Annotated in this window: 13 protein-coding genes; 7 read left to right on the forward strand and 6 right to left on the reverse strand. The window is 67.5% G+C overall.

Features of this window, described 5'->3' with window-relative positions:
- The first annotated feature begins 27 nt into the window (after positions 1 to 27).
- Complete coding sequence (locus tag V6X30_RS01820; protein WP_367982934.1) at positions 28 to 858, forward strand: RibD family protein; 831 nt, start codon at positions 28 to 30, stop codon at positions 856 to 858.
- Here V6X30_RS01820 and V6X30_RS01825 read toward each other — a convergent pair.
- The 5 genes from V6X30_RS01825 to V6X30_RS01845 are packed head-to-tail and all read right to left on the reverse strand — an operon-like array spanning position 839 to position 4,952.
- On the reverse strand, positions 839 to 1,717 hold the full coding sequence (locus tag V6X30_RS01825; RefSeq protein ID WP_367982935.1) for a lysylphosphatidylglycerol synthase transmembrane domain-containing protein: 879 nt from the start codon (positions 1,715 to 1,717) through the stop codon (positions 839 to 841). The genes V6X30_RS01820 and V6X30_RS01825 overlap by 20 nt on opposite strands.
- Positions 1,705 to 2,526, reverse strand: coding sequence for a methyltransferase domain-containing protein (locus tag V6X30_RS01830; protein WP_367982936.1), 822 nt, complete (start codon positions 2,524 to 2,526; stop codon positions 1,705 to 1,707). Before V6X30_RS01830 ends, V6X30_RS01825 begins: the two co-directional genes overlap by 13 nt.
- Positions 2,519 to 3,571: a glycosyltransferase family 4 protein gene (locus tag V6X30_RS01835; protein WP_367982937.1), complete on the reverse strand. Its 1,053-nt coding sequence runs from the start codon at positions 3,569 to 3,571 to the stop codon at positions 2,519 to 2,521. The genes V6X30_RS01830 and V6X30_RS01835 overlap by 8 nt, the downstream gene beginning before the upstream one ends.
- Entirely contained in the window at positions 3,568 to 3,972 is a 405-nt protein-coding gene (locus tag V6X30_RS01840) for a 6-pyruvoyl trahydropterin synthase family protein (protein ID WP_367982938.1), read from the reverse strand. The genes V6X30_RS01835 and V6X30_RS01840 overlap by 4 nt, the downstream gene beginning before the upstream one ends.
- 2 nt (positions 3,973 to 3,974) lie before the next feature.
- Positions 3,975 to 4,952 (reverse strand): zinc-dependent alcohol dehydrogenase, encoded by a 978-nt coding sequence (locus V6X30_RS01845; protein ID WP_367982939.1) that lies wholly within the window; start codon positions 4,950 to 4,952, stop codon positions 3,975 to 3,977.
- Positions 4,953 to 5,016: 64 nt separating this feature from the next.
- On the opposite strand from V6X30_RS01845, the gene V6X30_RS01850 reads away from it, so the two are divergent.
- Genes V6X30_RS01850 through V6X30_RS01860 form a run of 3 tightly spaced genes read left to right on the forward strand, consistent with a single transcriptional unit; the run spans position 5,017 to position 7,314 of the window.
- Positions 5,017 to 5,733 carry a CDP-alcohol phosphatidyltransferase family protein gene (locus V6X30_RS01850; RefSeq protein ID WP_367982940.1) on the forward strand — a complete coding sequence of 239 codons (717 nt, stop codon included), beginning with the start codon at positions 5,017 to 5,019 and terminating at the stop codon, positions 5,731 to 5,733.
- Between the two features lie 11 nt (positions 5,734 to 5,744).
- Positions 5,745 to 6,338 carry a YceI family protein gene (locus tag V6X30_RS01855; protein ID WP_367982941.1) on the forward strand — a complete coding sequence of 198 codons (594 nt, stop codon included), beginning with the start codon at positions 5,745 to 5,747 and terminating at the stop codon, positions 6,336 to 6,338.
- The gene (locus tag V6X30_RS01860; RefSeq protein ID WP_367982942.1) at positions 6,331 to 7,314 is read left to right on the forward strand and encodes a patatin-like phospholipase family protein; all 984 of its coding nucleotides are present in this window, start codon (positions 6,331 to 6,333) and stop codon (positions 7,312 to 7,314) included. The genes V6X30_RS01855 and V6X30_RS01860 overlap by 8 nt, the downstream gene beginning before the upstream one ends.
- Here the strand turns inward: V6X30_RS01860 and V6X30_RS01865 are convergent.
- Positions 7,311 to 8,324 carry a phosphoribulokinase gene (locus V6X30_RS01865; RefSeq protein ID WP_367982943.1) on the reverse strand — a complete coding sequence of 338 codons (1,014 nt, stop codon included), beginning with the start codon at positions 8,322 to 8,324 and terminating at the stop codon, positions 7,311 to 7,313. The genes V6X30_RS01860 and V6X30_RS01865 overlap by 4 nt on opposite strands.
- 146 nt (positions 8,325 to 8,470) lie before the next feature.
- Between V6X30_RS01865 and rraA the strand changes: the two genes are divergently transcribed.
- From rraA to V6X30_RS01880, 3 genes are read left to right on the forward strand one after another with little or no spacing between them, the layout of a single operon-like run.
- Positions 8,471 to 8,950 carry a ribonuclease E activity regulator RraA gene (gene rraA, locus V6X30_RS01870; RefSeq protein ID WP_367982944.1) on the forward strand — a complete coding sequence of 160 codons (480 nt, stop codon included), beginning with the start codon at positions 8,471 to 8,473 and terminating at the stop codon, positions 8,948 to 8,950.
- 29 nt (positions 8,951 to 8,979) lie between these two features.
- Positions 8,980 to 9,438 carry a CBS domain-containing protein gene (locus V6X30_RS01875; RefSeq protein WP_367982946.1) on the forward strand — a complete coding sequence of 153 codons (459 nt, stop codon included), beginning with the start codon at positions 8,980 to 8,982 and terminating at the stop codon, positions 9,436 to 9,438.
- The gene (locus tag V6X30_RS01880) at positions 9,425 to 9,820 is read left to right on the forward strand and encodes an RNA-binding S4 domain-containing protein (RefSeq protein ID WP_367982947.1); all 396 of its coding nucleotides are present in this window, start codon (positions 9,425 to 9,427) and stop codon (positions 9,818 to 9,820) included. The genes V6X30_RS01875 and V6X30_RS01880 overlap by 14 nt, the downstream gene beginning before the upstream one ends.
- The last annotated feature ends 2 nt before the right edge of the window (positions 9,821 to 9,822 follow it).

A 9,822-nucleotide genomic window follows, 5' to 3' on the forward strand; every position in this document is an offset into this window, starting at 1 on the left:
ACCGCCTCGGACTGTAACAATTCCGTGATGATGACACAGGATGATAACCCCGCCATGCCGGAGACACCGGATCGGACCTGGTCGCGACTGCTTGCCGCCTGTCATGACGGCCTGGCTGATCCGCCGGCCGGGGTGTCGCGCGGACCGGCCGCCGCCGATGTGGTCGCGTTTGCCGAAGAGGTGGCGGCGCAGAGGCTTTGGCAGCGCTACGCCCCCCTGGCCCGTCCTGTTGGCAAGGGCGTCCGGGTCGTCGCGCAGCTGGGTCAGAGCCTCGATGGCCGTATCGCGACACCCACCGGCCATTCCCATTACATCACCGGTCCGGCCGATCGTGCTCATCTGCACCGGCTGAGGGCGCTCAGCGACGCCGTACTTGTCGGGGCGGGTACGGTGATCGCCGATGATCCGCGACTGACGGTGCGCGAAGTGACCGGTCCCCAGCCCATTCGGGTGGTGTGTGCCGGACGTGACGGGATCGATCCCGACAGAGCGATCTTCCGCGATGGCATGGCACCGACCTGGGGGGTAGCACCGGCCGCGGTGACCATGCCACCGGTGGATCGCCGCATCCATCCGGCGGACATGACACCGGAGTCCGTGCTGGCAGCGCTTGAGGCCGCGGGGGTTCGGCGCTTGCTCGTGGAAGGCGGCGCGAGGACGGTGTCGGCCTGGTTGGCGGCCGGCCTGGTGGACCACCTCTATCTGGCAGTGGCGCCGGTCATCATCGGCGCCGGGCCGACCGGACTGCAGCTGCCGGCGATCAGCCGCATGGATGAGGCCTGGCGGCCGCCGGTGGAGCAGTTCGAGCTCGGTGAGGATCGGCTTTATCGGCTGGATTTTATCGGCGCGTCAGGCTGACCAGCCCCGGCGTGCTGGCCAGCAGGGTAAGCCCGCCGTAGAGGACGGCGGCGCTAATCCCCTCGGCGGCCGGTAGTCCGGCCATTGGCCAGAGGATTGCCGCTGCCCCTTCTCTCAGTCCCCAGCCGGCAATACTTGCCGGAATCAGCATGGTGAAGAGCACCAAGGGGATCAGCGGCAGCCAGTCGGCGGCGCTGCTCGACGGGGCCAGCGCCATCACGCAACAGGCATAGACGGCGATATAGCTGGCGGCGACCAGCAGGGAGGCCAGCAACTGCACCGGCAGCACCGCCGGTGTCAGCAGCGCGCGCTGAAGCGCCTGCCACCAGTCTCGAAGCCAGGGTGGCCGCCAGCCGATGGCGATGGCGAGGCCCGCGCCCCCGGTCAGCACAGCGAGCGCCAACAGCGCGGTCCTGGCTGCGTTGCCGATCGTGATCAGGCCGTCGCCGGGCGGCCATAGCCACCAGCTCAGGATGGCCAGGCCGGCCATGGCCAGCTGACCGGAGAAACGTTCGATGACGACTGCCTGAAAGGCCGGTGTGCGCCGGGGTGCATCGCTGCCGTGCCGCCACGCTCGCTGGGCATCCCCGATCACACCCCCGGGCAGGATCTGGTTGACCAGTGTGGCCAGGTAGTACTCGCGGACCGCGGTACCGGCTGCCAGGGTCAGCTGCAATCTCGTCGCGGTGAACCGCCAGCGCCAGGCCGAGAGGATGACCTGCAGGACGGTGATCACGAGCCCGGCGAGGATCCAGCGCAGCTCGATACGCTGCAGCTGGCCCACGACGCCGTCCCCGAACTGCAGGGCAATAAAGCCCAGGATGCCCGCGCTGACGAGCAGCCGGATCAGCCGCGGCATGGCAGGGACAGGACATCCTGATGGCCAACACGGATATGACTGTGATCGATATCGGCCATGCGCGCCGCCAGCCAGGCATCCAGGCGACCGGCCTCGGCCGGTCGTCGGGCCATGGCGGCTTCATGCCAACCCTGCAGCAACAGGCGTTGTAACGGCGCCTGGGCCGGCGTCAGGTGCCAGTCGCTCCGGTGACGGATCACGGTTGCCCCGCGCCGGGTGAATGCGGCGTCCACCGTGGCGGCGGCATCCGGTCCCAATGCCCTGCCCATGTCCTTCTCGCTACGCTGATGCTCGAGCACGGCGTTTTTGACGAGCGCGTCATCCGGAAGGGCAGGCGAGAGCGCCATGCGGCCGTCAAAACTCAGCGCCAGGAGCGCCGGCAGGCCATGTGCCGTGCAATAGTCGGCGAGTCGCTCGATCCAGTCCTCCGTGACCAGGTCGAGCAGCGCCGATGCAGTGATCAGATCCACCGCTGCCGGCAAACAGGATGGGAACTCGGCCAGGTCCGCCGCATGCGCGGTTATGGTGAGGTCATCCGGCGCACCCGAGGGGGGCTGCGCCGTTGCCGTTGCGCTGGCCCGGGTGAGCAGCTCGCGGTCGTGGTCAATCAGCCACCATTGCTGCGGCTGTGGCAATCGCGGGGCCAGGTAGCGCAGATTGCTGCCCGCGCCTGCGCCCAGGTCAGCGATCCGCAGGGGGCGTGCGACAGGGAGCCCCTCCCCGAGCCGCTGCGTCAGCAGATCGGGTCGGGCGGCGTGGTCAGCAGGTTCGCGGAGCGCGAGCCAGTCGGCGGCAAACTGCTCAGGCATCGTTACCTCGATCCAGAAGGGCCATGAAACGCTGGATGGCGGGCGTCCAGCCGGCCAGTCGGCGTCGCGCCCGCTGGGCCCCCTCGACGAGTGACTGCCGCAGGGCATGGTCATCCAGCAGACGTTGCAGGGCATCGGCGAGTGCTGTCGTATCGTCGGGCCTGACCGCAAGGCCGGCGTCCGCCGGCAGTGTCGTGGCGAGGGCACCCCCCGTGGTGGTCAGCACGGGCAACCCGTAGGCCATCGCTTCATTGATCACCATACCGTAGCCCTCGTAGCGCGAGGGTAGGACGAACAGATCAGCAGTCCGATAGGCGGCATCGAGGCGCTCGGCATCCAGTGCGCCGGCGATCTCCACGCGCCCGGCAAGCCCCAGGGCATTTCTTTTTTCGTGGACTGCCGCGGCGTATGGCGGGTCCAGGTCGGCAGGCCCTGCCAGTCGGCAATGCCAGCGTCGATCGGCGATTCGCCAGAGCGCGTCGAGCAGCACATGCTGCGCCTTGCGCGGGGACAAGGCGGCCACACACAGCAGTGTCGGCACGCCATCAGGGCTGCCGGTGGCAAGAGGCTGGGGTGAACAGCCGGGCTCGATGACCTCTACCGCGCCCTGGTGGATGCCCAGTTCCCGAAGGCGATGGGCCGTGAACCCGCTTGTGGTGATCACGCACCGCGCCTGCGCCACCGCCTCGGTCTCGCGGTCGAGCAGTCGACGGCCAAGCGCCGCATCGATTCCGCTCTCGTCGGAAAGGGGGTGATGGATGAGCGCATGCAGACGCAGTCGCCGGGCATGACGCGCGAAGATCTCCGGTAGCCCGCCCAGTACCAGGCCGTCCACCACGACGGTTGCCTGGTCGGGAAGTGGCTCAAGCGCCGCATTAATAGCGGCTCGAGCGGTCTCATCGCCCTGGGGGAACCGACCCGGCAGCTCGCTGACCGCCACGGCGAGACCCTGCTGACGCAGACCCCGAACGATCTCCCGATCGTAGCGGCTACCGCCGGTGGGCCGCTCGAGTGCGCCGGGGACCAGGAAATGGCAGTCGCTCACGCCCGCAATGGTCGCTCGTAGGCAGCGGAGGCCACATGGGACTCATGCAGCGTGACGCGCAACCGGTCCAGCGACCCGGCGGTCTCGCCAAGATCACCGGCAAGGGCGGCCGAGGCGAGCGCATCGGCGATATGCCGGGCCAGGTACTCGGTGGTGGTATTAACGCCCTCAAACTCGGACAGCGCGTCGAGGTTGGCCAGGTTATAGCGGCTCAGGATGCTGCGCAGGACCTCGGTGGCACGGGCGATGTCAACGACCACGCCATCGGCGTCCAGCGCTTCCCGAAAGAACGTTGCGTCTGTCACATAGGTCGCGCCATGCAGCGCCTGGGCGGGCCCAAACGTCTCGCCGCGGAAGCTGTGGGCAATCATGAAATGGTCTCGGACATTAACGCGGTACATGGTCACTCCTTGTAGCGGATACGGTGGCACAGGCCGGTGCCATCGAGGATGGCATCCATGGCCTGTGGCAGCTGTTCGAAGGGGGTCTCGTCGTCGATCAGCGCTTCCCATTCGGGATGGGCCGCGAGCAATTGCAGCGCTTTGCGAAGGCGACGCCGATGATCCCATCGCGGTTGCATCAACGGCGGGATCTGGCCGACCTGGCTCGAGCGCAGGGTGAGACGCCGAGAGTGGAATGCCTCTCCGAGGGGCAGATTGATCCGTTGGTCGCCAAACCAGCTGAGCTCGATAATGGTGGCCTCGTTGCCGGCCGCCCCCAGCGCCAGTTGCAGCCCGGCCTCACTTGCGCTGGCATGGATGATCCGGTCGTTGCCGGTGCGGGCCTCATCGGGATGGGCGAAGTCGATGCCCAGTCCGCCCGCTATCGCCCGCCGTGCCGGGTTGATATCGACCAGTTGCACCTCGGTGCCAGGGATGCCCGCGCAGAGCGCAGCGGTGAGTGTGCCGACCACACCGGCGCCGATCACGCTGATGCGCTCGCCGGGTCGGGGCGCGGCATCCCAGCACGCATTCAGGGCCGTCTCTGCATTGGCGGCGAGCACGGCGCGCTCGGCCGGCAGGTCCGCCGGCAGCGGCTCGACGGCGTCGGCCGGCACGAGATAGCGCGTTTGATGGGGGTAGAGACAGAACACCGTCTGTCCCACCCAGTCCGGAGGGCCTGCCTCGACGAGGCCGACATTAACGTAGCCGTACTTGACCGGCGCCGGGAATTCGCCGTCCTGGAAGGGCGCCCGCATTCTTCGGGCCTCGCTCGCCGGCACCTTCCCATGCCAGACCAGCGACTCGGTGCCGCGGCTTATGCCGGTGTAGAGCGTTCGGACCAGGAGGTCGCCCGGACCGGGCTCCCCGACCGGCTCCATGCGATGCTCACCCTTGCCGGGCGCGGTTATCCAGAAGGCCTGAGCGCTGCGATCACTCATCGCCGGGTATTGCTCCCTTGCTGATAGACTCATGATCCTCGTTTCCGATGAGCGGAGGGTAGCATTGGTTCCGCGTCGCGCCGCCGATATCCCCTGGCTGATCCTTCCCGACCTGCTGGTGGCTGCCATCGTGCTGGCGGCGGCAGCCGGCGGTCTGAGGCTCTCACTGGATCTGCCCGCCGGTGTCCTGCCCCTGGCGCTGCTCGCCTATGCGGCCATGGCGGTCATGCTGTGGCGGTTGTGTGGCAACCGACCCCTGACGCCGGCCGATCGCGTCACCATGGGTCGAGGGCTGCTGGTGATGCTGCTGATCGGCTTGCTGCCTGCTGCCGGGGGCCTGCGGGAGGAGCCCGTGCTTCCCTTCGCGATCGCTCTGACGGCGGTGCTGCTGGATGGCCTGGATGGCTTCGTGGCCCGCCGACTGCACTGTGTCACTCAAGCCGGCGCCCGTTTCGACATGGAGCTCGATGCGGTGCTGCTGCTGGTGCTCTGCCTCTGGCTCGTGCAGCTGGGGCTTGCCGGCCCCTGGGTGCTCGGCATCGGTGCCTGGCGTTACGTTTTCGTGCTGGCTGGCCGCCTGCGTCCTCAGCTCCGCCGGCCCCTGGCCCCGTCCCAGCGTCGTCGGGTGATCTGCGGTATCCAGGGGGTGGGGCTGGGGATCTGCCTCGCGCCCGGTTTTCCGCCGGCGTGGGTGCCGCCGCTCGCGGCTGCGTTGCTGGCTCTTTTGAGTTATTCGTTCCTGGTGGATGCTGCGGCATCATGGCAGATAGAAAAGAATTGAGGAGTTGGATCATGCACAAGCTGATGCTCAAGTCCGCACTGTTGGGGCTTCTGCTTTCCATCGGTGCCGCTTCGCAGGCCGAACCGGAGCGTTTCGTGCTCGACGAGAGCCATGTCAGTGTGGGTTTCCTGGCAGGGCATGCCCGCTTTGCCGACGTGCTTGGACAGTTCACCGACGTCTCCGGCGGTTTCGTCTATGACGCCGAAGCTGAGCGGCTGGTGTCCGGTACGGTCACCGTGGATGCGGCGAGCGTTTTCACGGGTCATGACGATCGTGACGGTCATCTCCGGGACGGCGATTTCCTGGCGGTCGAGCAGTACCCGGTGATCCGATTCGAGGCAACCGGTTATGAACCGACCGGCGAGGGCGAGGGCACGTTGCGGGGCGATCTGACCCTGCTCGGCGAGACGCGGCCGATCGAGCTCGAGCTCATCCTCAATCGGCGCGCCCCGCATCCCATCGGCGGCGCCGATACGCTGGGTGGCTCGGCCCGTGGCGCGATCAACCGCAGTGACTTCGGTATGGATTACGCCCTCGAGGGCGATCTGGTGGGCGATCAGATTGAGCTGATCATCGAATTCGAGGCCATTCAGGAGGATGCCTGAGGCGGTCACCGACGTTCGCCGACCGCGCATCGGGCTCGCGCTGGGCGGCGGCGCGGCGCGCGGCTGGGCGCACATCGGGGTGATCCGCGCGCTGCGGGAGGCGGGTATCGAGGCGGATATCATTGCCGGCACCTCGGTGGGTGCCATCGCCGGGGCGATGCTCTGCAGCGGGCATCTCGATGCCTTCGAGCAGTGGGTGCGGTCGCTCAACCGCCGCGATGTGCTGGCCTACATGGATTTCGACATCGGTAATGGCGGCTTTATCCAGGGGCGGCGCCTGATGGCCCGCTTCCACAAGACCTTCGACGCCATGGATTTCGCGGATCTGGACCATGCACTGGGCGTTGTCGCCACCGACCTCTACAGTGGCCAGGAGCGCTGGCTGCGGGAGGGCGATCTGGCCACCGCAGTGCGGGCTTCGATGGCGCTGCCGGGCGTATTCACGCCGGTGCATGTCAAAGGTGAGTGGTTGGTGGACGGCGGTCTGGTCAACCCGGTGCCGATCTCGCTGTGCCATGCCATGGGCGCTGATCGGGTCATCGCCGTCAATCTCAGCGGCGGGCTCGTCGGGAGGCGGATCCAGTCGCCGCTCGGGCAGGCGGCGGCGCATGGAACGGATGGCGAGGATCACCTGATTTCCGATCACCCGGATGGCGGGGTGGGAGCACCGCTTGCCTGGTGGCATCGCTTGTCCAGCGGGTTCCGGGGCAGTGCCGAGGCGCTCCAGGCCCAGTTCCAGCGGGGCGAGCAGGATTCCGCCCCGGGCGTTTTCGACGTCATCGCCACGGCGGTGAATGTCATGCAGGACCGCATCACCCGCAGCCGCATGGCGGGCGACCCGCCGGATCTGCTGATCAGCCCGCGGCTTGCGCATATCGGGCTGCTGGAGCTGCACCGTGGCGAAGAGGCGATTGCCGAGGGGTATGACTGCGTGGAGCGTATGCGCCCCGCGGTTGAGGCGTTCCTCGAAGACTAGTCGGCGAGGGCGGACACCCGAGTGAGGACGGGCCAGGCCACGAGCATCTGCGCAAAGCGAACGGTGGCGGGTCTCAAGGGCTCGTCGGTGCGCTCGCCCGCCGGCGCATCCAGGCCAGCGAACGCACAGATTGCCTGTTCCAGCGTCTCCAGCGCGGCGGGCGCCATGTACCCATCGACATGCAGCACATTGACTGCCCGGCCGCGAAAATGGCTCGGCACGGTGGCGAGCATGAAGGGCATGGCGTGCTGGCGGGTCATGTTGCTGAGATCCACGGGCAGGAAAAGTGACTGCAGGTCGTCATCGCGCGGTTCGACGATAACCTCGAGGTGATAGCAGGTCTCCTGCACGTCGGCATCCAGCCGGCCCAGCGCCAGTCTTCCCAGTTCGCTCGGGTGGATGCGCAGGATGACGTCAGCGACGTCCTGCTGGCCGGCAATCCAGCGCTCGTACTGACTGGCCCGGCGGCTGATTTCGGCGTCGGCATCCGACGGTGCATAGCCCCGCTCGCGCGTGTCCCGGTGATGTTTCCACTCCCGCTTGACCGCTGCAGCGGTGTCCACGTAGACAGAGAAATCGAGCAGCGGCCGGAATTCCGGATACAGGGTGTGCAACCCTTCGACCACCACCACGGGCGTGGGGCTGTGCCGGCGGGGGGGCTGGAAGCGTCCCGTGGCATGGTCATAAACCGGTATCTCCACCGCCTCGCCGGCACGCAGGCGCTGGAGGTGGTCAACCGCCTGGTCCAGGTGGTTGGCATCGGGGTCCAGCGGGGTCCGGCCGGAGAGTCGACGGGTGGCGCGATCCTCGGCGTGATAGCCATCCAGACTGATCTGACTGACCCGCTCGGCGCCAAGCAGCCGCTCCAGGCCCTGTGTATAGGTGCTCTTGCCGCTGCCGCTGTCACCGGCGACACCCACCACGATCGGCTGCTGCCGGGTGGCCAGCCGGGCGTGCAGCTGATTGGCGCCGGGACGCGGCGCCTTGTCCTGGGCGGTGCGGGCTGTCATGGGGGAACCTTCGACGCAATGGGCCGGATCGCCGCTGTGCGGAGATTCGCTCCCGCCGCGGTACCCTGTCAAATCCGGGCAGACCGGGAGTTGCTCACCGGCAAGCGGGCGGTTAGCTTTGCTACTGCGGACAAAGGAGTTTTCCGATGGCAATCAAGACCACCGATCTGTGCGACGAACATGCCGAGCAGCTGCGCATCCTCTCCCCCATTTTCGGGGATTACGGGGGGCGGCATGGGTTTGCCGGCATTATCGAGACGGTGAAGACCTTCGAGGACAACACTCGGGTGCGGGAGGTCCTCGAAACCCCGGGGGACGGGCGGGTGTTGGTTGTGGACGGCGCCGGGTCGCTGCGCTGCGCGCTGGTGGGTGACCAGCTCGCGGCCAAGGCCCGTGACAACGGCTGGACGGGTCTACTGGTCTATGGCTGTGTGCGTGATGCGGCCGATCTCGCGGATCTGGATATCGGTATCAAGGCGTTGAACACTCACCCCCGCCGGAGCGAGAAGAATAATGTCGGTGAAGTCGGGGGCGCCGTGACCCTGGCCGGCGCCACCATCAAGCCGGGCGAGTGGCTGTGCGCCGATCGCGACGGTATCGTCATCGCCGTGGAGGCGCTGGTCTAGGCGCAGTGCCCTCGGCAAGGAGAGAGCATATGGCGGAATCCATTCGATCACTGCTGCGCGAACGCCCCGCGGCACTGCATGCCCTGGGCCCCGACAGTACCGTGGCCGATGCGGTCGGACTGATGAATCGCAACAACATCGGGGCGGTGTTGGTCATGACCCCGGATGAGGCCCTGCTGGGCGTGTTTACTGAGCGCGATGTGCTGCGCCGGGTGCTCGGTGAGCGTCTCGATCCCGCCGCCACGCCGCTGGAATCCGTCATGACCCGAAAGGTCTTCTGGATCCCCCCGACAGCCAGCGTGGACGAGGCGATGACGGTGGTCTCTGAGCGCAATGTGCGGCATCTGCCGGTCATGGATCAGGAGCGGGTCCTTGGCATGATCTCGGTGCGAGACCTCACCGCCGCCGTGGTCCGGGAGCGCGATCTGCAGGTCGCGGAGCTCACCAGCTACATGCATGGTAGTTACGGGGGCCATGTCGGAAGCTGATGCAGTCCGCCTCGACCGTTGGCTGTGGGCGGCGCGGTTCTTCAAGACCCGCCGCCTCGCCGTGGATGCCATCAAGGGCGGAAAGGTGAGCGTTGACGGGGCCCGGGCCAAGCCCGCACGAGCCGTCAAAGTGGGTCAACGCCTGATCATCCGCAAGGGGCCACAGACCTTCGAAGTGGACGTTGAGGGCCTCGCCGAGCAGCGCGGCCCGGCGCCGGAGGCGCAGAAGCTCTACACCGAGACCGCTGCCAGCGAGGCGACCCGTGAGCAGCAGCGTGCCGAGCTGCGGGCGGCGGCCGCTGCGCAGCCTCGGCCCGACCATCGCCCTGAACGCCGTGATCGCCGGCGGCTTGCGGCGTTCAAGCGCGGCGGCCAGGACTGACG

Source organism: Spiribacter sp. 1M189 (genome assembly GCF_040838345.1).
Lineage (GTDB): Bacteria > Pseudomonadota > Gammaproteobacteria > Nitrococcales > Nitrococcaceae > Spiribacter > Spiribacter insolitus.

Excerpts from the sequence above, each read along its gene's own strand:
- V6X30_RS01820 (WP_367982934.1), top strand. The coding sequence starts at position 28 with ATGATGACACAGGATGATAACCCCGCCATGCCGGAGACACCGGATCGG.
- V6X30_RS01825 (WP_367982935.1), bottom strand. The coding sequence starts at position 1,717 with ATGCCGCGGCTGATCCGGCTGCTCGTCAGCGCGGGCATCCTGGGCTTT.
- V6X30_RS01830 (WP_367982936.1), bottom strand. The coding sequence starts at position 2,526 with ATGCCTGAGCAGTTTGCCGCCGACTGGCTCGCGCTCCGCGAACCTGCT.
- V6X30_RS01840 (WP_367982938.1), bottom strand. The coding sequence starts at position 3,972 with ATGTACCGCGTTAATGTCCGAGACCATTTCATGATTGCCCACAGCTTC.
- V6X30_RS01845 (WP_367982939.1), bottom strand. The coding sequence starts at position 4,952 with ATGAGTGATCGCAGCGCTCAGGCCTTCTGGATAACCGCGCCCGGCAAG.
- V6X30_RS01855 (WP_367982941.1), top strand. The coding sequence starts at position 5,745 with ATGCACAAGCTGATGCTCAAGTCCGCACTGTTGGGGCTTCTGCTTTCC.
- V6X30_RS01860 (WP_367982942.1), top strand. The coding sequence starts at position 6,331 with ATGCCTGAGGCGGTCACCGACGTTCGCCGACCGCGCATCGGGCTCGCG.
- V6X30_RS01865 (WP_367982943.1), bottom strand. The coding sequence starts at position 8,324 with ATGACAGCCCGCACCGCCCAGGACAAGGCGCCGCGTCCCGGCGCCAAT.
- rraA (WP_367982944.1), top strand. The coding sequence starts at position 8,471 with ATGGCAATCAAGACCACCGATCTGTGCGACGAACATGCCGAGCAGCTG.
- V6X30_RS01875 (WP_367982946.1), top strand. The coding sequence starts at position 8,980 with ATGGCGGAATCCATTCGATCACTGCTGCGCGAACGCCCCGCGGCACTG.
- V6X30_RS01880 (WP_367982947.1), top strand. The coding sequence starts at position 9,425 with ATGTCGGAAGCTGATGCAGTCCGCCTCGACCGTTGGCTGTGGGCGGCG.